The 19,623-nt window shown below is 64.9% G+C and carries 20 protein-coding genes and 1 tRNA gene; 15 read left to right on the top strand and 6 right to left on the bottom strand.

What is annotated here, in order from left to right:
* Window positions 1-48: 48 nt before the first annotated feature.
* Window positions 49-501 carry a hypothetical protein gene (locus WP12_RS08610; protein ID WP_152663934.1) on the bottom strand — a complete coding sequence of 151 codons (453 nt, stop codon included), beginning with the start codon at window positions 499-501 and terminating at the stop codon, window positions 49-51.
* A 130-nt stretch (window positions 502-631) separates the two neighbouring features.
* Here WP12_RS08610 and WP12_RS08615 point away from each other — a divergent pair, with 130 nt between their 5' ends.
* Together WP12_RS08615 and WP12_RS08620 are read left to right on the top strand one after the other, a co-directional pair.
* On the top strand, window positions 632-2,089 hold the full coding sequence (locus WP12_RS08615) for an FAD-binding oxidoreductase (RefSeq protein ID WP_046193306.1): 1,458 nt from the start codon (window positions 632-634) through the stop codon (window positions 2,087-2,089).
* A 68-nt stretch (window positions 2,090-2,157) separates the two neighbouring features.
* Complete coding sequence (locus WP12_RS08620; protein ID WP_046193307.1) at window positions 2,158-2,934, top strand: SapC family protein; 777 nt, start codon at window positions 2,158-2,160, stop codon at window positions 2,932-2,934.
* 294 nt (window positions 2,935-3,228) lie between these two features.
* Here WP12_RS08620 and WP12_RS08625 read toward each other — a convergent pair whose 3' ends face one another.
* On the bottom strand, window positions 3,229-4,089 hold the full coding sequence (locus WP12_RS08625; RefSeq protein WP_046193372.1) for an N-formylglutamate amidohydrolase: 861 nt from the start codon (window positions 4,087-4,089) through the stop codon (window positions 3,229-3,231).
* Window positions 4,090-4,246: 157 nt separating this feature from the next.
* On the opposite strand from WP12_RS08625, the gene cpdR reads away from it, so the two are divergent.
* Both cpdR and WP12_RS08635 read left to right on the top strand, forming a co-directional pair.
* A complete protein-coding gene (gene cpdR, locus WP12_RS08630) occupies window positions 4,247-4,621 on the top strand; it encodes a cell cycle two-component system response regulator CpdR (RefSeq protein ID WP_046193308.1) in 375 nt (124 codons plus the stop codon).
* A gap of 57 nt (window positions 4,622-4,678) precedes the next feature.
* Window positions 4,679-4,753: transfer RNA gene (locus WP12_RS08635), tRNA-Val, on the top strand.
* A gap of 45 nt (window positions 4,754-4,798) precedes the next feature.
* Here WP12_RS08635 and tgt read toward each other — a convergent pair.
* A complete protein-coding gene (gene tgt / locus WP12_RS08640) occupies window positions 4,799-5,929 on the bottom strand; it encodes a tRNA guanosine(34) transglycosylase Tgt (protein ID WP_046193309.1) in 1,131 nt (376 codons plus the stop codon).
* Here tgt and WP12_RS08645 point away from each other — a divergent pair.
* The 6 genes from WP12_RS08645 (at window position 5,923) to WP12_RS08665 (ending at window position 9,259) form a co-directional block, all read left to right on the top strand.
* Window positions 5,923-6,831: a TSUP family transporter gene (locus tag WP12_RS08645; protein WP_235399064.1), complete on the top strand. Its 909-nt coding sequence runs from the start codon at window positions 5,923-5,925 to the stop codon at window positions 6,829-6,831. The two genes, tgt and WP12_RS08645, sit on opposite strands and share 7 nt — an antisense overlap.
* Before the next feature lie 147 nt (window positions 6,832-6,978).
* Window positions 6,979-7,143, top strand: a complete 165-nt coding sequence (locus WP12_RS25500; protein ID WP_200894480.1) for a hypothetical protein — start codon at window positions 6,979-6,981, stop codon at window positions 7,141-7,143.
* 43 nt (window positions 7,144-7,186) lie between these two features.
* Entirely contained in the window at window positions 7,187-7,618 is a 432-nt protein-coding gene (locus WP12_RS08650) for a DUF488 domain-containing protein (RefSeq protein WP_046193311.1), read from the top strand.
* A gap of 49 nt (window positions 7,619-7,667) precedes the next feature.
* The gene (locus WP12_RS08655) at window positions 7,668-7,868 is read left to right on the top strand and encodes a KTSC domain-containing protein (protein ID WP_046193312.1); all 201 of its coding nucleotides are present in this window, start codon (window positions 7,668-7,670) and stop codon (window positions 7,866-7,868) included.
* Complete coding sequence (locus WP12_RS08660) at window positions 7,861-8,586, top strand: DUF72 domain-containing protein (RefSeq protein WP_046193313.1); 726 nt, start codon at window positions 7,861-7,863, stop codon at window positions 8,584-8,586. Before WP12_RS08655 ends, WP12_RS08660 begins: the two co-directional genes overlap by 8 nt.
* 67 nt (window positions 8,587-8,653) lie before the next feature.
* A complete protein-coding gene (locus WP12_RS08665) occupies window positions 8,654-9,259 on the top strand; it encodes a DUF4142 domain-containing protein (protein WP_046193314.1) in 606 nt (201 codons plus the stop codon).
* Between the two features lie 54 nt (window positions 9,260-9,313).
* Here the strand turns inward: WP12_RS08665 and WP12_RS08670 are convergent, their stop codons facing one another.
* Window positions 9,314-10,324, bottom strand: coding sequence for an NAD(P)H-quinone oxidoreductase (locus WP12_RS08670; RefSeq protein WP_046193315.1), 1,011 nt, complete (start codon window positions 10,322-10,324; stop codon window positions 9,314-9,316).
* An 82-nt stretch (window positions 10,325-10,406) separates the two neighbouring features.
* Between WP12_RS08670 and WP12_RS08675 the strand changes: the two genes are divergently transcribed.
* The 5 genes from WP12_RS08675 to WP12_RS08695 all read left to right on the top strand — a co-directional run bounded on the left by WP12_RS08675 (window position 10,407) and on the right by WP12_RS08695 (window position 18,034).
* Entirely contained in the window at window positions 10,407-10,604 is a 198-nt protein-coding gene (locus tag WP12_RS08675) for a DUF1192 domain-containing protein (protein WP_046193316.1), read from the top strand.
* A 126-nt stretch (window positions 10,605-10,730) separates the two neighbouring features.
* On the top strand, window positions 10,731-13,043 hold the full coding sequence (clpA, locus tag WP12_RS08680) for an ATP-dependent Clp protease ATP-binding subunit ClpA (protein WP_046193317.1): 2,313 nt from the start codon (window positions 10,731-10,733) through the stop codon (window positions 13,041-13,043).
* A gap of 148 nt (window positions 13,044-13,191) precedes the next feature.
* The gene (sthA, locus tag WP12_RS08685; RefSeq protein ID WP_235399065.1) at window positions 13,192-14,667 is read left to right on the top strand and encodes a Si-specific NAD(P)(+) transhydrogenase; all 1,476 of its coding nucleotides are present in this window, start codon (window positions 13,192-13,194) and stop codon (window positions 14,665-14,667) included.
* A 188-nt stretch (window positions 14,668-14,855) separates the two neighbouring features.
* A complete protein-coding gene (locus tag WP12_RS08690; RefSeq protein WP_046193318.1) occupies window positions 14,856-15,542 on the top strand; it encodes an ABC transporter ATP-binding protein in 687 nt (228 codons plus the stop codon).
* Window positions 15,539-18,034 carry an ABC transporter permease gene (locus tag WP12_RS08695; RefSeq protein ID WP_046193319.1) on the top strand — a complete coding sequence of 832 codons (2,496 nt, stop codon included), beginning with the start codon at window positions 15,539-15,541 and terminating at the stop codon, window positions 18,032-18,034. The genes WP12_RS08690 and WP12_RS08695 overlap by 4 nt, the downstream gene beginning before the upstream one ends.
* Here WP12_RS08695 and WP12_RS08700 read toward each other — a convergent pair.
* Together WP12_RS08700 and WP12_RS08705 are read right to left on the bottom strand one after the other, a co-directional pair.
* Window positions 18,020-18,592, bottom strand: coding sequence for a nucleotidyltransferase family protein (locus tag WP12_RS08700; RefSeq protein ID WP_046193320.1), 573 nt, complete (start codon window positions 18,590-18,592; stop codon window positions 18,020-18,022). The genes WP12_RS08695 and WP12_RS08700 overlap by 15 nt on opposite strands.
* Window positions 18,589-19,563 carry an XdhC family protein gene (locus WP12_RS08705; RefSeq protein ID WP_235399066.1) on the bottom strand — a complete coding sequence of 325 codons (975 nt, stop codon included), beginning with the start codon at window positions 19,561-19,563 and terminating at the stop codon, window positions 18,589-18,591. Before WP12_RS08705 ends, WP12_RS08700 begins: the two co-directional genes overlap by 4 nt.
* Window positions 19,564-19,623: the final 60 nt, after the last annotated feature.

A 19,623-nucleotide genomic window follows, 5' to 3' on the forward strand; every position in this document is an offset into this window, starting at 1 on the left:
TGCGGTCAGTTTCAGCCGGTCCCAAACCGATGCCGGAACCCGATCGACTCAATCGTCGGCGACCAGCTTCCTGAATCGCCGAATTTCACACTGCCCGCCGGCCCTTGTCCGGATCATGTCGCGATCGGCACAAATTCGGCCATCATTGGTCGGCAGAATGTAGAAGCCCGAATAATAATCGAGCGCCGGACAATTCGAAGAGAAATGAGCGCGCAACCGCTGCCCCCCCTTCATGACAAGATCGATGGCGTCGTCGGCTACCACGGCCGCTCCGGCGATCGACGACATCGCCACGCATTTCGGGCCCTTCTTCGACTTCCATTTGAGCGGCCTGGCCGGAATGCGCCGCGGCACCCGCACGATCAGCGACTGTTCGATCGTCAATTGGGCAAACACCGGCGGACGCCGCGCATCGACGCCGGGCACCGCCGCGCCGACCGCTGCAAACATCGTCAACGGCGCACCGACACATAATAGTCGGGGCAAACGGCCCAGCTTCACGATCGAAGATCCACCCTTTCACAGGCCCCGGCTTTGTGCGCGATCACCCTAACCCTTTCATCCTTCGACGCAAACGCTTGAACAGCGGATTAACTGGCAAATCGCGCGGACCCTATATTATGTTCCCGGCATGACCGGTCTCAACTTCCCGGATAAGGCCCTGCTCGAAAAGCTTTCTGCCCTCCTCGGGCCGCAAGGCTTCATCACCGACCGCGACCTGATATCCCCCTGGCTTACCGATTGGCGCGAGCGCTATCACGGCGAGAGTGTTGCGCTGCTCGCTCCGGCCACCGCCGAGCAGGCCGCTGCGATCGTCCGGCTCGCCGCCGAAGCCCGGGTCGCGCTGGTGCCGCAAGGCGGCAATACCGGCACGGTCGCGGGGGCGACGCCCGCCGCCGACGGATCGGCCTTGCTGCTGTCGATGCGGCGGATGAACCGGATTCGCTCGATCTCGGCGGACGACAATGCGGTGATCGCTGATGCGGGGGTAATCCTGTCCGACCTGCACGACGCGGCCACCGCGATCGGGCGACGCTTCCCTCTGTCGCTCGCGGCCAAGGGATCGGCGACGATCGGCGGCCTTGTCTCGACCAATGCCGGAGGAACCCAGGTGCTGCGCTTCGGCCCGATGCGCGCCCTGGTGCTGGGCATCGAGGCCGTGCTGCCCGACGGATCGCTGTTCAACGGTCTCGCGACGCTGCGGAAGGACAATCGCGGCTATGACCTGCGCCAGCTGCTGACCGGGGCGGAGGGGACGCTCGGCGTCGTCACCGCGGCGGCATTGCGGCTGGTGCCCGCTATCGCCGCGCGGGCTGTCGCCTGGGCCGGGCTCGCCTCGCCGCGCGACGCGCTCACCCTGCTGCGCCGGCTCGAGGACCAAACCGGCGAGGCCGTCGAGACCTTCGAACTCGTGCCGGCCAATGCATTAGCGCTGGTACTTCGTAACATTCCCGGCGCGCGCGCGCCGCTCGACAATCCCTGCGCGTGGAACGTGCTGATCGAGGCCGTCGGCGGTCAGGGCGGCGCGGACCCGACCGACATGCTCCAACAGGGTCTCGCATCGGCAATCGACGACGGGCTCGTCCTCGACGCGACGATCGCTTCGAGCGAGACGCAGGCCAGGGCGCTGTGGGGGCTGCGCGAATCGATATCGGAAGCCGAGAAGATCGACGGCCAGTCGCTCAAGCACGACATATCGGTGCCGGTGCTCGACATGCCCGACTTTCTGGATCGGGAGCGCGACCGCGTCGAATCCCGCTTCCCGGGGTCGCGCATCATCGCCTTCGGCCATCTCGGCGATGGCAATATCCATTTCAACCTGTTGCCGCCGCCGGACACCGATCGGCTGACATGGATCGCGCAATATGGCCCCGATGCCAGTGCCTTGGTCCACGACCTGGTCGCGGCGGCAGGCGGCTCGCTGTCGGCCGAGCACGGCATCGGCCAGGCCAAGATCGCCGAGTTTGCCCGGCTGACCGATCCGGTCCGCCTCCACGCGCTCCGGGCGATCAAGCGGGCGCTCGATCCGCTGGGCATCATGAACCCCGGAAAGCTTGTTCCGCTTGCGTCCGGCGATGAGGGTCAATAGACGGCGGCTGCATCAATTGGGTCATGGCGGCCCGCGATATCCGACCGGCATTTTCAGGAGATTTCCCAATGGCGAGCGCCCCGGCCAACGCCCTGCCCCTTTTCTACAATGACCTGCAGCCGCTCTCGAGCCAGCTTCACGCCGGCTGGAAGGCCCGCACGCTCGAAGCCGCGCCGTTCTTCGGCACGGCCCATGCCGTGCCGCTGACCGTCGAGGAGTTCATCCTCGCGCAGCGTCATTACCCAATCGTCTTCTCCGCGGGCGAGAATCCGGTGCCTCTCGGCCTCTTCGGCCTCAACGAGGGCGTCAACGTCTTCACCGACGAGTCCGGCATCCCGAGCAACAACCTCTACATTCCGGCCTATGTCCGCCGCTATCCCTTCATGCTGGCCAAGCTGCGCCAGGATAGCGACGATCTGTCGCTGTGCTTCGACAGCACCTCGGGCGTGCTCGGCGAGTTCGAGGATGGGATGCCGCTGTTCGAGGGCACCGAGCCCACCGAATCGATCAAGAACACCCTCGCCTTCTGCGAACAGTTCGAACAGGCTGGCATGCGCACCGGCATGTTCATGCAGGAGCTGATCCAGAACAAACTGCTGATCGACGGTGAAGTGACGATCGAGCCCGAAGGCGCCGACCAGCCCTTCGTGTATCGCGGTTTCCAGATCATCTCCGAGGAAAAGCTCAAGGAACTGCGCGGCGACGTTCTGCGCAAGATGGTCCAGACCGGGCTGCTGCCGCTGATCCATGCGCATCTCTTCTCGCTGTCGCTGATTCGCGATGTCTTCGCCATGCAGCTGCAGCAGGGCAAAGCGCCGTCGATGACCCCGCCCGTCGCCGCCTGAGAGGCCGCGTTCGACCCGTAAATACCCGTCCGGATAAGGAATTTCCCCGATACGGACGAACTATCCTTGAAACCCTGAAGCAAGAGTCCTATCTTGCTTGTGTGCGGTGGTCGTGCCCCCCTTTCGCGGCCCCGTACGACGCATCCTCCGGGATGCGTTCCTCCCTGAACCTTGGCCACCTCGTGCGTAAGCACGGGGTGGTTCTTTTTTGGCGCAGGGCCTAGCCGCGGACAGATGGCGGAAACCATCCCGCATCTGGCAGAAATCTCTATAAAATCTAAAGGTTAGAAGTGGCTATTCTGCCGCGATCGGCAGGCCGGGGCTGAACAGGCCCCCAAGCTGGCTCGAAATCATCCCCAGCAGCCGGGCACAAGCCTCCAGATTGCCGGTAGGCGCCTCGAGGCTGGCGTCGAGGTAGAGCGACCGATCATATTCTATCTGGATCGCATGGACCTGCTTGCGCGGACGGCCATGCCGATCGAGCGTATAGCCGCCGGCATAGGGATGATTACGCGCGACCCGCAGGCCGGCGCCCTCGATCACCGCCATCGCGACATCGACCACCGCGGCCGAGGCCCCCGCCCCGAAGCGATCGCCGACCACCACGCGGACCGGGCCGCCGGCCTGCCGCACGGGCAGCGGCGGCATCGAATGGCAATCGATCAATATCGCCACCCCGAAGATCGCCTTGATCCTTTCCAGCCGTTCGGCAATCGCCGCATGATAGGGCGCATGCGCTACGGCGATCCGCCGCTCGGCCTCACCCATCGTTATCCGCCCGCGCCACAGCTCACCACATGCCGGCAGCCGGCGTGGGAACAGGCCCAGCCCCGCACGCACCTTGCCGCTCAGCAGCAGCCCCTCGGCGCTGATCCGCTCCTCGATCATCGCCGGATCGATCTCGCGCGGATCGCGGTTCAGGTCGATCGCGGCCCGCGCCATATGCGCGACGATCGCCGTCGCACCCTGGGCAACGGCAACTTCGACCAGCCGGTCGGCGTAGCGATCCTCCAGCGCGCGCAGCCGCTCGATCGGCACGCGCGCCGCTTCCAATAAAGCGGGAGGATAGACGCGCCCGGCATGTGGGACGGCAAGCAGCACCGGCGAGTGCGGCGTGGCGGGGCCCAGGACCGAAAAGGCGGGTTCGGCGGTCATCAGCCAAGTGCTACGGTCGCCGGGGCCGCCGCGCAACCGCGGCAGCGGGCGGTCTGGCGCGAATTGTGCGTTCCATGCTGGAATTTGTTAAGTGGTTGCCGCATAAACAACCATGCTTCACCGGCATGGCGCCGGGCGAGGGATGCGATCAAGGGCTATGATCCGGATATTACTGGCCGAAGATGACGATTCGATGCGCGAGTATCTTGCTCGCGCGCTGGAACGTAACGGCTATGCGGTGACCAGCGTCGACCGCGGCACCGCGGCCCTGCCCCTGCTCGAAACCGATAGCTTCGATCTCCTCCTGACCGATATCGTCATGCCCGAGATGGACGGCATCGAGCTGGCCCAGCGCGCGAATGTGATCGCGCCGAACATGCGCGTCATGTTCATAACCGGCTTTGCGGCGGTCACGCTCAAGTCCGGCGCGACGCCGCCGGATGCCAAGGTGCTGTCCAAGCCCTTCCATCTGCGCGACTTGGTTCTCGAGGTCGACCGCATGTTCCAGATCGGCAGCGCGACCGGCATCTGACAAAAAGATTTCGCGGGGTTGCGTGGCCGCAAAGGCTCCGCTAGTGAGCCCGGCGTTGGGCGTGTAGCTCAGTGGTAGAGCACTGTGTTGACATCGCAGGGGTCGCAAGTTCAATCCTTGCCACGCCCACCATTAAAAACCCCAGCAAGCCTCTCGGTTTGCTGGGGTTTTTCGTTTCTATCCACCTCGATAAGCAGCCCGGAAATCGTTCGCGAAGCTGGTCAGCCGTCCTTCGCCAATCGCCGCGCGCAGGTCCGCCATCAGCGCCTGGTAGAAGCTCAGATTATGCTCCGTCATCAGCATCGCGCCGAGGATCTCGCCGGCGCGGATCAGGTGATGGATATAGGCGCGGCTGAACTGGCCGCACACCGGGCAAGCGCACCGCTCGTCGAGGGGACGCTGGTGCTCCCCGAATTTGGCGTTGCGCAGGTTGATCGGACCCGCGCGGGTGAAGGCCTGGCCGTTGCGGCCCGAGCGGGTCGGCAGCACGCAGTCGAACATATCGATGCCGCGCTCGACCGCGCCGACTATGTCGTCGGGCTTGCCGACGCCCATCAGATAGCGCGGCTTCTCGGCGTCGAGCTGCCCCGGCGCGAAGTCGAGTGTAGCGAACATCGCCTCCTGCCCCTCGCCCACTGCGAGTCCGCCGACCGCATAGCCGTCAAAGCCGATGTCCAGCAGCGCGTCCGCCGATGCCTTGCGCAGCTTCTCGTCGAGCGCGCCCTGCTGGATACCGAACAGCGCGGCCCGCTCCGCATGTTCGCCGCCGCCGTCGAACGCGGCGCGTGAGCGCTTCGCCCAGCGCATCGATCGCTCCATCGCCTCGGTCTGCTGCTGGACGGTCGAGGTCGTCGGCACGAGTTCGTCAAACGCCATCACGATGTCCGAGCCGAGCAGCCGCTGGATTTCAATCGAGCGTTCGGGGCTCAACATATGCGCCGAGCCGTCGAGATGGCTCTTGAAGGCGACGCCCTCCTCGCTTCGCTTGGTCAGCGCCGACAGGCTCATCACCTGATAGCCACCACTGTCGGTCAGGATCGGGCGGTCCCAGCGCATGAACTGGTGGAGCCCGCCGAGCCGTGCGACTCGCTCGGCGCCGGGGCGCAGCATCAGATGATAGGTATTGCCGAGGATGATGTCGGCCCCCGTCGCGCGGACATCGGCGGGCTTCATCGCCTTGACCGTCGCGGCGGTGCCGACCGGCATGAAAGCCGGCGTGCGGATTTCGCCGCGCAGCATGCTGATCGTACCGGCGCGCGCCTTGCCGTCGGTCGCTGCGATCGAGAAGTGGAAACGGGGAGATGTCATGGCCGCAGGCCATAGAGGCGCGGCTCGGCACTGCCAAGACTTGCGCCCTTGGCGCGGGCAAGACTTGCGCCCGTGGCGCGGGCAAGACTTGCGCCCGCGGCGCGGGCAAGACTTGCACCATGCCGCGCGCTGTTGCACGGCGAACCATGGATTTCGGCCTCGACACCTATGCTATCCTGACGCTGATAGCGTTCATCGCCGGCTTCATCGATGCGATCGCGGGCGGCGGCGGGCTGCTGACGGTGCCGGCGATGCTCTCGGCCGGGATTCCGCCGATCGCGACCCTGGCCACCAACAAGCTGCAGTCGAGCTTTTCTTCAGGCACGGCAACCTGGAGCTTTTCGGCGCAGGGGATGATCGACTGGCGGACCTATTGGCCGCAAGTGGTGGTGATCCTGATCCTGTCCGCGATCGGCGCCTATATCGTCCAGTCGATCGAGACCGACGTTCTCAACCTGATCGTCCCCGTGCTGCTGATCGCGGTGGCTGCTTATGTGCTGCTCAGCCCGCGCATGTCCGATGAAGATGCGCATCACCGGCTGAGCCCAAGGGGCTATTTGCCGGTGGGCGGCGCAATCGGCTTCTATGACGGCTTTTTCGGACCGGGCACCGGCAGCTTTTTCGCGACGACGCTCGTTTCGCTGCGCGGCCTGGGGCTGATTCGGGCGACCGCGCACACCAAGGCGTTCAACTTCGCCAGCAATGTCGGCAGCCTGATCGTCTTCCTGATCGGTGGACATGCGCTGATCCTGCTCGGTCTCTGCATGGCGATCGGATCGGCATCGGGCGCCTATACCGGCTCGCACACGGCGATGCGCTTCGGCGCGAAGGTCATCCGCCCGGTGCTGGTGACGATCTGCCTCGCGCTTACCGCCAAGCTGCTCTGGCAGGCATTGAGCTAGATTGGGATTCCCTTGCCGCGCTGATTGATTATGATGGGGAACCGCACGGGTTGTTCGCCACGACGCCGGAACGGCTCAACGAGGACCCGCTTGCCTTTCCGAGCCGTCAGCGCTTCGATGGTCGCAGCATAACAGGAGAGTCACGCGTTGGACGACAGCAGCACGCCGAAAGCCGAAACGAGCACGAAGAAGCTCCCTTCGGCGCCCAAGATCAGCAAGAAGACGGCGGTCGTCGGCGCGGCGATCGGCATCGGATCGGCGGCGATTGTCGCCGCGCTGCTCTACACCAATCGCGGCAACAACAAGAGTTGACCGGAGGGATGCAATATCGGCATCCCTTCCCCATCTCTGGCCCATGCAGATCTTCACCATCGGCTATGAGGGCACGACCCAGGCTGAGCTTATCGCGCGGCTTAAACAGGCGAGGGTCGAATTGCTCGCGGATGTCCGCGCGGTGCCGCTGTCGCGGCGGCCGGGCTTTTCCAAGAACATCCTTGCAGCAGGGCTGCGTGAGGCCGGGATCGACTATGTCGGCCTCAAGGCGCTAGGCACCCCGCCGGAAGGCCGCGAGGCAGCGCGGAAGCATGACCTCGCCAGGCTCCGCAATATCTACACAGGCCAGCTGGAACTACCCGAGGCGATGGTACAGGCCGCTCAGTTGCTCGACATGGCCAGCGAGCGCCGCACCGCCCTGCTCTGCTTCGAACGTGAACCGGGCTGCTGTCACCGGTCATTGCTGGTCGAAGCGGTGATGCCCGATGCCGAGGTCATCGATCTCTTCATCTGATCCTGCACCAGCGGATGGAGCATAGGTCCGGGCACGGCGTTTTACCGTCATGCCCTCCACCGTCATCCGCAACTTCGACTATGATCCGGCCGAACGCCGTCTCGACATTCAGTTCGTGACCGGGCGGCGCTACAGCTATCATGATGTCCCCGCCCGGATCGTCGCGGCAATGCGCGCGGCGCGATCCAAGGGCCAGTTCTTCAACGCACGCATCCGCGACCATTTCGCGTTCACGCGCACCCATGACTGACCGTGTCTTCGTGGGCACGGCGGGATGGTCGATCGCTTCACATTATCGGGACGATTTTCCCGAGACGGGCTCTCACCTCCAACGTTATGCCGCGCGGTTCAACGCTGTCGAGATCAACAGCAGCTTCCATCGCCCGCACCGCCGCGCCACCTATGAACGCTGGGCATCGAGCGTGCCGGACGGTTTCCGCTTTTCAGTCAAGCTCCCCCGCAGCATCACCCACGAACGGCGGCTGATGGACTTCGCCGCCCCGCTAGCCGCTTTCATCGATCAGGTCGAAGGGCTTGGCGGGAAGCTCGGCGCGATCCTCGTCCAGCTGCCACCCAGCCTTATTTTTGCCGAGGCCGCGGCCGATGCCTTTCTGGCGGAGCTTGGTTCGGCGACCGGCGCGGCGCTGATCTGCGAACCGCGCCATCCGAGCTGGTTCTCGGCGTCCGCGGATGGCCTGCTGCGTGACCATGACGTCGCGCGTGTGGCGGCCGATCCCGCTCCGGTTCCCGATGCCGGAGAGCCGGGCGGTTCGGCGTCCACCTGTTATCTCCGCCTGCATGGCTCTCCGGTCATCTACCGTTCGTCGTACGACGAGGAACGGCAGCGCGGATATGCGGCGATGATAGTGCGCGCCAACGCCAGAGGAGCGGCCTGGTGCATCTTCGACAACACTGCGGGCATGGCGGCCATCGGGGACGCGCTCCGCTTCCGACGGCTCGTCGCTTAGGCCTTGTCCTATGCCGGAACGTCGCCCTCCTTCGATCGTTAGGCGGCAGTTCCGGAGGAGAGAGTTCATGAACAAGATCATTTTGATAGCATCGGCCAGCATCCTGTCGCTGGGTCTGGCAGGCTGTGGTCAGAAGGTGGAGAACACCGCCGACGCCGCAGCCAACAGCGCCATGGAAACCGCAGACGCGGCAGGCGCGATGGCGTCAAATGCGATGGTCGACGTCGAACAGGCCGTCACGCCCACGCCGACCGGTCAGGAATTCGTTGATAACGCCGCCAAGTCGGATGCCTTCGAAATCGCCGCGGCCAAGATCGCGCAAGCCAACGCCGCCTCGCAGGCGGTCAAGGATTTCGCTGCCGAGATGATCAAGGCGCACAGCGAATCGACCGCGAAGATCAAGGCCGCCGCAGCGGCCGCAAGCCCCGCCCTAACCCCCAATGCCACGCTGACCGAGGGCCAGAACGAGGATCTCGCCGAGCTTCGCGCCAAGAAGGGCGCCGAGTTTGACGAGGACTATATCGACGGTCAGGTCGATGCCCACCAGACCGCGCTGGCGATGATGCGCGACTATGCCGAAAAGGGCGACACCCCGTCGCTCAAGACGGCAGCGGGCGAGATCGCGCCGGTCGTCCAGAAGCATCTCGACCATGTGAAAACGCTCGACAAGTGATCGCGAGCCGATGACGCGTGGGCCGGGCCGAAAGGTCCGGCCCCTTCGATTCCGCTAGGTCGCCGCCGCGCCGACCAGCAGCACGATCTTGCCGACATGATCTTCATCGAGCCGCCGATGCGCGTCGGCGGCCTGGGCCAGCGGGAAGGTCGCGTCTATGACCGGCTTAAGCCGCCCTTCCTCGACATGCGGCCAGACCACCTGGGCGATCTCATCCGCCACCGCCGTCTTGAACCCGACACTGCGCGGCCGCAGCGTCGATCCGGTGATGGTCAACCGCTTCTGCATGATTTTCCAGATCGGAATTTCGGCCTTGGGCCCGCCGAGCACCGCAATCGAGACGTGCCGCCCGTCCTCGGCGAGGCAATCGATATTGCGGGGCAGATAATCGCCGCCGACCATGTCGAGCACGGCGTCGACGCCCTTGCCGCCGGTGATACGTCGCACTTCCTCGACATAATCCTGGGTTCGATAGTTGATCGCGTGCGCCGCGCCGAGCTTGAGCGCAGCCGCACATTTCTCGTCTGATCCGGCGGTGACGATCATCGTCACCTGGAATATCCGCGCGAGCAGGATCGCCATCGTTCCGATCCCGCTGGTGCCGCCATGGACCAGCACCGTATCGCCATCGGCGACATAGGCGCGCTCGAACAGATTGCTCCAGACGGTGAACAGCGTTTCGGGAATCGCCGCCGCCTCGACCATCGACAACGTATTCGGCACCGGCAGGCACAACCCGGCCTCGGCGACGACATATTCGGCGTAACCACCGCCGGCGACGAGCGCGCAGACCGGCTGGCCGAGCAGCTCGGGAAGCGTGCCCTCGCCGAGGGCGACGACCTCGCCCGAAACTTCGAGACCTGGAATCGACGGAGCGCCCGGCGGTGGCGGATAAGCACCAATCCGCTGCGACACGTCGGGCCGATTCACCCCCGCCGCCGCGACTCGGATCAGCAGCTGGTCGCGGCCGGGGCGGGGCACGGGGCGCTGCACCGGCTGCAAAACCTCCGGCCCACCCTTTGTTTCCGGGTCTATAGCCGTCATCCAGTCGGGAATTTCGCCCATATTACCCCCCAATTTCGCAAAGATACGCATGGCCCCCACGGCGTTTATTGACATGCGGCCCGCCCCGGTCAACGTTGTGGCTATGGAGCCCGACGATCTTTTCGCGAAGCGCCCCGACGATCCGGTGAAACAGCTCATCCGGCAGGATATCGATCATCTATCCGTCGACGAGCTGGAAGGGCGCATCTCCGCCCTCGAAGCCGAAATCGCGCGGTGTCGATCAAAAATAAAAAATGCCATTAACCATCGCGCAACCGCTGAAAGCCTATTCAAACGATGAAGGCGCGCTGTCGAGATCGGCGTTCGCTGTCTCGGCAGAGAGGTCGCTTCTTGATGAACGGCCTAAGGCACCCGACATATACGATACCGGCATGGTTCGGCCCATGTCGCGAGGAGTACTAGAAACATGCCTTCCTTCGCCCGCGAACTCGAACAGACGCTGCACAACGCGCTGAGCGCCGCCAGCAGCCGGCGCCACGAATATGCGACACTCGAGCATCTGCTGCTCGCGCTGATCGCTGACGAACATGCGTCCAAGGTCATGACCGCCTGCGGCGTCGAACTGACCGAACTGCGCAACGCCGTCACCAATTACCTCGATACCGAGCTCGATGCGCTCAAGGTCGAGGGCGAGACCGATCCGTCGCCTACCAGCGGCTTCCAGCGCGTCGTCCAGCGCGCGATCCTCCACGTCCAGTCGTCGGGCCGCGAGGAAGTGACCGGCGCCAACGTCCTCGTCGCCCTGTTCAGCGAGCGCGAGAGCTACGCCGTATTCTTCCTGCAACAGCAGGACATGAGCCGCCTCGATGCGGTCAGCTTCATCAGCCACGGTGTCGGCAAGGCCGGACAACCCACGGAGCAACGCGAAGTGAAGGGCGCCGAAGAGGAAAAGAGCCAGGCCAAGGCCGAGGGCAAGAAGGGCGAGAGCGCGCTCAAGCAGTTCTGCGTCGATCTGAATGCCAAAGCCAAGTCCGGCAAGGTCGATCCGCTGATCGGCCGTGGTCCCGAGGTCGACCGCACCGTTCAGATCCTCTGCCGCCGTTCAAAGAACAACCCGCTCTATGTGGGCGATCCCGGCGTCGGCAAGACGGCGATCGCCGAGGGCCTGGCGCGCAAGATTGTCGAGGGCGACGTACCCGAGGTGCTGCTGCCCGCCGTCATCTATTCGCTCGACATGGGCGCACTGCTCGCCGGAACTCGGTATCGCGGTGATTTCGAGGAGCGGCTCAAGCAGGTCGTGACCGAGCTTGAGAAGCTTCCCCACGCGGTGCTGTTCATCGACGAGATCCACACCGTAATCGGTGCGGGCGCGACCTCGGGCGGCGCGATGGACGCGTCCAACCTGTTGAAGCCGGCATTGTCGGGCGGCACGATCCGCTGCATCGGATCGACCACCTACAAGGAGTTCCGCAATCATTTCGAGAAGGACCGCGCATTGCTGCGGCGCTTCCAGAAGATCGACGTGAACGAGCCTACGATCGAGGACACGATCAAGATCATCACAGGTCTGCGGTCGGCCTTCGAAGAGCATCACAACGTCAAATATACGCCCGACGCGATCAAGGCGGCGGTCGAGCTGTCCTCGCGGTACATCAACGACCGCAAGCAGCCCGACAAGGCGATCGATGTGATCGACGAGGTCGGCGCGTCGCAAATGCTGGTGCCCCCGGCCAAGCGTAAGAAGGTGATCACGCCGAAGGAGATCGAGGCGGTGATCGCGACGATGGCGCGCGTGCCCGCCAAATCGGTTTCGACCGACGACAAGAAGGCGCTCGGCTCACTCGAGACCGATCTCAAGCGTGTCGTGTTTGGCCAGGACAAGGCGATCGAACTGCTCTCCTCGGCTATAAAGCTCAGCCGGGCCGGCCTGCGCGATCCCGACAAGCCGATCGGCAACTATCTCTTCTCGGGCCCCACCGGCGTGGGCAAGACCGAGGTCGCGCGTCAGCTCGCCTCGATCCTGGGCATCCCGCTCCAGCGTTTCGACATGTCCGAATATATGGAACGTCACTCGGTCAGCCGCCTGATCGGCGCGCCTCCGGGCTATGTCGGATATGATCAGGGCGGTCTGCTGACCGATGCGGTCGACCAACATCCGCATTGCGTGCTGCTGCTCGACGAGATCGAAAAGGCCCATCCGGACCTGTTCAACATCCTTCTGCAGGTGATGGACAACGGCAAGCTCACCGATCATCACGGCAAGACGGTCGATTTCCGCAATACCATCCTGATCATGACCACCAATGCCGGCGCGTCCGACATGGCGCGCGAGAGCCTGGGCTTCGGCAACCTCACCCGCGAGGGCGAGGATGAGGAAGCGGTCAAGAAGATGTTCACGCCGGAATTCCGCAACCGCCTCGATGCGATCGTCCCCTTCGGCTATCTGCCGACCGAGGTCGTCTCGCGTGTCGTCGAGAAGTTCATCCTCCAGCTCGAACTCCAGCTGGCCGATCGCGATGTCCACATCAGCCTCGACGACGAGGCCAAGACGTGGCTCACCGTCAAGGGCTATGACAAGCTCTATGGAGCGCGTCCGATGGGCCGCCTGATCCAGGAGAAGATCAAGCAGCCGCTCGCCGAGGAACTGCTGTTCGGCAAGCTGGTCCACGGCGGCGAGGTCAAGGTGAAGATGAAGGACGAGACCCTGTCCTTCGAGATCGTTCCCGCAGCGCCCAAGCGGCCCAAGAAGGGCGGCGCGAAGCCCAAGATCAAGGCCTGACACGCCCATCCTGGAACCCGGATCGTAAGGCCCGTCTCGAAAGAGGCGGGCCTTTTCCGTAAGGCGACCTGCGCGTTAACCATATCTCCAAACTTCAGGCGCAGAAGGGCACGTCGGGCTCGCGATAGCGGTTAATCCGGGGGGTATGATGCGCTACGAATTGATCGTGATAGGCAGTGGACCGGCAGGACGCCGCGCCGCTATTCAGGCCGCCAAGCTAGGCAAGTCGGTGCTCGTCGTCGAGAACCGCTACCGCGTCGGCGGCGTATCGGTGCACACCGGCACCATCCCCTCCAAGACCCTACGCGAAACCGTGCTCAACCTGACCGGCTGGCGCGAGCGCGGCTTTTATGGCCGCGCCTACCGGGTCAAGAAAGATATCGAGGGCAAGGACCTCAACGCCCGGCTCCAGATGACGCTCGATCATGAGATCGACGTCCTCGAGCACCAGTTCACCCGCAACGGCGTCCGCACCATCGAAGGATCCGCCCAGTTTCGCGGCCCACACGAGATCGCCGTCACCGACCCCAAGGGCGCGGTGCATATCTTCGACGCCGAGCGCGTGCTGATCGCCGTCGGCACCACCCCCTATCGCCCCTTGTCGATCCCGTTCAACGGCACGACGATCCTCGACAGCGACGATCTGATCGCCGAGCCGCGCGTGCCTCGCAGCCTGACTGTGATCGGTGCGGGCGTGATCGGCATAGAATATGCGACGATCTTCTCCGCGCTCGACGTCCCCGTCACGCTGATCGAGCCGCGCGACAGCTTCCTCGATTTCGTCGACCGCGAGATCATCGACGATTTCGTCCATCAGCTGCGCGATCGCGGAATGGCGATCCGGCTCGGCGCGAAGGTTGACCGGGTCGAAGTCGATGGCCAGGGCTGGGCCATCTCGGTACTCGACGATGGCCGCCGCATCCGTTCGGAAATGCTGCTCTATGCAGCGGGCCGCATCGGCGCGACCGCTCCGCTGGGCCTCGAGAATTGCGGGCTGGAGGCGGACAGCCGCGGCCGACTGACCGTCGATCCGGTGACGCTGCAGACCAGCGTTCCGCATATCTACGCCGCTGGCGACGTTATCGGCTTTCCCAGCCTCGCCTCCACCTCGATGGAACAGGGCCGCATCGCCGCCTGCCACGCTTTCGGCGCACCTATCCCCCCCGCCCCCGCCTATTTTCCCTATGGCATCTATGCGGTGCCCGAAATCTCCACCGTCGGCCTCTCCGAACAGGAAGTGCGCGAAAAGGGCATTCCCTACGAATGCGGCATCGCGCGCTTCCGGGAAACCTCGCGTGGCCACATCATGGGTATGCAGGCGGGCATGATGAAGCTGATCTTCGCGCTCGAGGACCGGCGCCTGCTCGGCGTCCACATCATCGGCGAAAGCGCGACCGAGCTGATCCACATCGGCCAGGCCGTGCTCAACCTCGGCGGTACGATCGACTATTTCGTCGAGAACACTTTCAATTATCCAACCCTCGCCGAAGCGTACAAGATCGCGGCGCTCGATGCCTGGAACCGCATGCCGCGCTGCGACGATCATTATCAGAGCGCGCTCGACCGCGCCCTGCCAGAATTGCAGCGTCTCAAGACCCAGGGCCCCAAGGCCAAGGCTGCCTAATGCATACGTCACCCCGGCGGAGGCCGGGGCCGCCATAGGGAGTCGGATTGCTCTGAGCAGAAGCCGCTGGCGGCCCCGGCCTCCGCCGGGGCGACGCTGCTTGATGCCTTTTTCATCGTGCCCATTGATAGTCGCACGCGCGATCCTCATGTTGCGTTACAGCAACGACAGAGGAACGCGCGCCCGGCATGACATCCGCTATTATCGACGCCGGCGCCGTCCGTCTCGCGCTTGGCAAGGGTTCGGCGCGGGTCGACATCCTGAAGGGCATCGATCTCAGCATCGGCACCGGCGAAACCGTAGCACTGCTCGGCCCATCGGGTTCGGGCAAGTCCTCGCTGATGGCGATCCTCTCCGGCCTCGAACGCGCCGACGAGGGACGCATCATGATCGCCGGCCTTGATTTCAGCCGGCTTGACGAAGATTCCCTGGCCGCTGCCCGGCGAGGCCGGATCGGCATCATCCTCCAGGCTTTTCACCTTCTGCCGACGATGACCGCGCTGGAGAATGTCGCGGTGCCGCTCGAACTGGCCGGCGACGTGAACGCCTTCGATCGCGCCAGCGCCGAACTCAAAGCGGTCGGCCTCGGCCATCGCCTCGACCATTATCCCGCACAGCTTTCGGGCGGCGAGCAGCAGCGCGTCGCCATCGCCCGCGCCACCGCGCCGCGCCCCGCGATCCTGTTCGCCGACGAACCCACCGGCAATCTCGACGCCGCGACCGGCGAGGGGATCATGGACCTGCTGTTCGATCGCCAGCGAGAAACCGGCGCGACCCTGTTGATCATCACGCATGACCCCGCGCTGGCGCGGCGCTGCGCACGGATCGTCGAGATGCGCGATGGACTGATCGTCTCGGACAAACCCGCGATATGAAGACCGCCTGGGCGCTGGCGTTGCGCGACCTGCGCGGGGGGCTTCGCGGCCTGCGCCTGTTGATCATATGCCTGTTCCTGGGCGTCGCGGGGCTCGCCGGAGTCGGCAGCCTGAGTCAGGCGATCACCGCCGAACTCGACTCGCGCGGACGTGAGATACTGGGTGGCGACATCGAGATGCGCGTCGCCCAGCGTTCGGCGGACGCCGGGGAGCGCGCGGCCTTCGCCCGCTACGGCGCTGTTTCCGAAACGATCAAGATGCGCGCGATGGTATCGCGGCTCGATGCCGAAGCATCGGTGCTGGCCGAACTCAAGGGCGTCGATGATGGCTGGCCGCTCTACGGCACATTCACCCTTGCCCCCGGTGCGCTTACCGCCCGGCCCGCCGGCCTCAACGCCGCGATCGCGCCTGCGTTGGCCGAACGCCTGTCGTTGCGCGTCGGCGACAGCGTGCGTGTCGGCGAGACAAAATTGCGTATCATTGGACTGATCGACGACGAACCCGATCGTGTTGGTGAAGGCTTCACCCTCGGCCCGTCGATCATCACCTCGCTCCAGGGGCTGGAGGCAACCCGCCTCGTCCAGCCCGGCAGCCTCTATGCCGCGCGCTATCGCATCCGCCTGAACGCCAATCCGGATGTTCAGGCGCTCGCCGACCAGCTGGCCGATCGCTATCGCGACGCCAATTGGGAGGTCAGCGACCGTAGCAATGCGGCACGGGGCCTGCGCCGTTTCGTTAATCAGCTCAGCCAGTTCCTTATTCTTGTCGGGCTGACCGCGCTGATCGTGGCGGGGATCGGCGTCGGCAATGGCGTGTCCTCCTGGCTCGATCAGCGCCGGCCCGGCATCGCGACGCTCAAGATACTGGGCGCATCGTCGCGGACGATCTTCCAGATCTATCTGATCCAGATCGCGCTGGTCGCGACAGGGGCGATCCTGGCGGGGCTGATGGTCGGCGCGGCGGTGCCTGCTCTCGTCGGGCAGATCGCAGGCGATGCCCTGCCCGTCCAACCGAAATTCGCCCTGTTCCCCCTCCCTCTGCTGGTGAGCGCCGCTTACGGCCTGCTCGCCACACTCCTGTTCAGCCTCGCCCCGCTGGCGCGCGCGGGCGAGATCAGCCCCGCGGCAATCTTCCGTGCGCGGATCGAGCCCTTCGGCCTGCCGCGCTGGCGCGTGCTGCTGGTGATGAGCGCCGCGGCGCTCGGCATCGCGGCGCTCGCGATCGGCACCGCGCGGCAACCTCTGCTCAGCGCGGGCTTTCTGGCCGGCATGGTCGCGATCTTCGCGTTGCTCGCGCTGGTCGGCCGGCTCGTCCGGCGCGGCGCACGCGCCCTGCCGCGCCCGCGCCGTCCGCTGCTGCGCCTTGCCATAGCCAATCTCCACCGGCCCGCGGCACAGACCGACCGGCTGATCGTGGCTCTCGGCCTCGGCCTGACACTGTTCGTGATGCTTGCGGTGCTCCAGACGAATCTCGCCAACCAGATCGAGCGCACCATCCCCGCCTCTGCGCCCAATTTCTTCGCCCTGGATATCAGTACGGGCGACATCGACCGCTTCCGCGCCGCCGTGCGCGGCCGCGCGCCGGAAGCGGTCATCGACAGCGTGCCCTCATTACGTGGCTCAGTGGTCGCGGTACGCGGCGTGCGCGTCAGCGATATCAAGCCGATTCCCAAGGGCGCGTGGATCCTCAATGGCGATCGGGGGCTGACCTATTCGGCAAAGCTCGCCGAGGGCAATGAGATCATCGCCGGCCAATGGTGGCCCGCCGATTATGCCGGCCCGCCGCTGATCTCGATCGAGGAACAGGCCGCCGAAGCGCTCAGCCTCAAACCTGGCGACATGATGACGCTATCGGTGCTGGGAGTAGAGATCGACGCCAGAATAGCCTCTACCCGCCGGATTAACTGGGAGACGATGGGCTTCAACTTCGGCATCGTTTTCGCGCCCGGCGCCCTCGAAGGCGCTCCGCACAGCTATATGGCGACGATCACCGTGCCCGACGCGCGCGAGACCGAGGTCAACCGGACCGTGATTGCCGGCTTCCCCTCGGTATCGCTGATCCGGGTCAAGGACGTCGTCGGCCAGGTTTCGACGATCTTCGGCCAGCTCGCCACCGCGATCCGCGCCGCGGCCTCGGTGACGCTCGCTGCCGGGATCGCGGTGCTGGTCGGCGCAATCGCGGCATCACGCCGCGCCCGGCTCTACGACGCGGTGCTGCTCAAGCTGCTTGGTGCGAGCCGCCGCCAGATACTGGCGGCGCAAGCAATCGAATATGCCTTGCTGGCGCTGATCATCTCCGGCCTCGCGCTCGCGGCCGGTAGTGCGGCCGGCTGGTACATCGTCACCTCGATCTTCGAGATGAAGTGGGCTCCGGACTGGGCGGTAGTGTTCGCGACGCTGCTGGTCGGGGCGATCGGCACGCTGGGCATCGGCCTGCTCGGCGCACTGCCGACATTGGCGGCAAGACCGGCGGCGGCGTTAAGGACGCTCTAGCCGGGCATTGGCCAGCGCCTTCGGGGTATCGATGTCTATGCCGATCCCCGGATCGGCGACCTCCACCAGCGTAGCTCGATAGTCTTGTAGCAGGGTTCGCCCACCCTGATCGCCGGTCAGATTCGCAAGTCTGGCGAAATGTGCCCGCCCCCACAGCAGGGGATTGCCGGGCCTTCCCTCGAAAACCGGCTGGAGGATCCCGCCTTCATCCGCGTCTCCCGCTAGCTGGATGAGCGTGTCTGGCTGAACGAAGGGCATATCGCCCAAGCAGATGATCGCCGCGGTCCAGTCCGATGGCGCCGCCCGCACCGCCGCGGCCAGTGAATGGCCCATGCCGAGCGCATGATCCGCCACCTCGACCGGTGTCGCCCGGCCTTCGATCAGCGGGATGACCGGGCTATTGGGCGCGACCGCGACGATCGGATTTGCCAGTCCAGCGGCGATAATGGCATCGAAAGCGTGGAGGATCAGCGCCTTGCCGTAAAGATCGGCGAGCAGCTTATCCTCTCCCATGCGGCGCGCGCTGCCTGCGGCGAGCAGGATCGCGCCGACGGTCATAACCGGCGTAGCGCCGCCGTCGCCCCGGCGATGATCGAAAGCGCGATCTCGGCCGGCGTCGCCGCACCGATCGCCAAGCCCGCGGGCCCATCGATCCGCGCCAGCTCCTCTGGCGTGAAGCCTTTTTCGGCAAGGCGTTCAAGCCTAGCGGCCTGGGTGCGCCGTGATCCCAGCGCACCGATATAAAAGGCTTCGCTGCGCATAGCGGCTTCCAGCGCGGGATCATCGATCTTCGAATCATGCGTCAGGGTGATGATCGCGGTGCCGCCATCGGGCTTCCATTCGGCGAAAGCCTCGTCAGGCCAGCGCGTATCGACCTCGATATCGGCGAAACGGCTTGCCGCGGCAAAGCTGTCGCGGGGGTCGACCACCAGCACGCGATAGCCAAGCTGGCGGGCAAGCGGCACAAGACTCTGGCTCACATGGACCGCGCCGACGATCATCATCCTCAGCGGCGGACTGTAAATGTTCAGAAAGCAATCTTCTCCGTCATCCTCGCCTATCACGCTCATGCCGGAGGCGAGATCGGTCGTAACCGCCACGCTATGCCCCCAACCCCGCCGTTCGATCACCGCATCGACGATCGCGGGGGCATAATGGGCATCGTCGATCGTCTGGATCAGCACCGATATCTCACCGCCGCAGGCCAGCCCGTGCGTCCAGGCATTCTCTTCCTGCACGCCATAGTCGCGGCGGACGAAACCCCCGCCATCATGCAGCAACGCCTGGGCCGAGACGATCACATCGCCCTCGACACATCCGCCGCTGACCGATCCCTCGAACAGTCCGTCATCGCGGATGATCGCGTGCGATCCACGCCGGCGCGGGGCCGAGCCCCAGGTACGGATTACCGTCGCAATGGCCACGCCATGCCCGCCCGCCTTCCAGCTACGGGCGGTGCGCAGAAGATCATCCAGTTCGTCGAGCATAGGGACCGTCTTGGGGTTGCCCGCACGCGATGTGCGCGGCATGGGATCCGTGGCTTTGCCACAAGATTTTCACGGGCGCACCGCCTTACCGCAAGGACATGG

The sequence above is a fragment of the Sphingomonas sp. SRS2 genome, assembly GCF_000971055.1.
Lineage (GTDB): Bacteria > Pseudomonadota > Alphaproteobacteria > Sphingomonadales > Sphingomonadaceae > Rhizorhabdus.

Bases quoted from the DNA above. Each gene is read 5' to 3' on its own strand.
- WP12_RS08615 (WP_046193306.1), top strand. From the start codon at position 632: ATGACCGGTCTCAACTTCCCGGATAAGGCCCTGCTCGAAAAGCTTTCT.
- WP12_RS08620 (WP_046193307.1), top strand. From the start codon at position 2,158: ATGGCGAGCGCCCCGGCCAACGCCCTGCCCCTTTTCTACAATGACCTG.
- WP12_RS08625 (WP_046193372.1), bottom strand. From the start codon at position 4,089: ATGACCGCCGAACCCGCCTTTTCGGTCCTGGGCCCCGCCACGCCGCAC.
- cpdR (WP_046193308.1), top strand. From the start codon at position 4,247: ATGATCCGGATATTACTGGCCGAAGATGACGATTCGATGCGCGAGTAT.
- WP12_RS08645 (WP_235399064.1), top strand. From the start codon at position 5,923: ATGTCATGGCCGCAGGCCATAGAGGCGCGGCTCGGCACTGCCAAGACT.
- tgt (WP_046193309.1), bottom strand. From the start codon at position 5,929: ATGACATCTCCCCGTTTCCACTTCTCGATCGCAGCGACCGACGGCAAG.
- WP12_RS08650 (WP_046193311.1), top strand. From the start codon at position 7,187: ATGCAGATCTTCACCATCGGCTATGAGGGCACGACCCAGGCTGAGCTT.
- WP12_RS08655 (WP_046193312.1), top strand. From the start codon at position 7,668: ATGCCCTCCACCGTCATCCGCAACTTCGACTATGATCCGGCCGAACGC.
- WP12_RS08660 (WP_046193313.1), top strand. From the start codon at position 7,861: ATGACTGACCGTGTCTTCGTGGGCACGGCGGGATGGTCGATCGCTTCA.
- WP12_RS08665 (WP_046193314.1), top strand. From the start codon at position 8,654: ATGAACAAGATCATTTTGATAGCATCGGCCAGCATCCTGTCGCTGGGT.
- WP12_RS08670 (WP_046193315.1), bottom strand. From the start codon at position 10,324: ATGGGCGAAATTCCCGACTGGATGACGGCTATAGACCCGGAAACAAAG.
- WP12_RS08675 (WP_046193316.1), top strand. From the start codon at position 10,407: ATGGAGCCCGACGATCTTTTCGCGAAGCGCCCCGACGATCCGGTGAAA.
- clpA (WP_046193317.1), top strand. From the start codon at position 10,731: ATGCCTTCCTTCGCCCGCGAACTCGAACAGACGCTGCACAACGCGCTG.
- sthA (WP_235399065.1), top strand. From the start codon at position 13,192: ATGCGCTACGAATTGATCGTGATAGGCAGTGGACCGGCAGGACGCCGC.
- WP12_RS08690 (WP_046193318.1), top strand. From the start codon at position 14,856: ATGACATCCGCTATTATCGACGCCGGCGCCGTCCGTCTCGCGCTTGGC.
- WP12_RS08695 (WP_046193319.1), top strand. From the start codon at position 15,539: ATGAAGACCGCCTGGGCGCTGGCGTTGCGCGACCTGCGCGGGGGGCTT.
- WP12_RS08700 (WP_046193320.1), bottom strand. From the start codon at position 18,592: ATGACCGTCGGCGCGATCCTGCTCGCCGCAGGCAGCGCGCGCCGCATG.
- WP12_RS08705 (WP_235399066.1), bottom strand. From the start codon at position 19,563: ATGCCGCGCACATCGCGTGCGGGCAACCCCAAGACGGTCCCTATGCTC.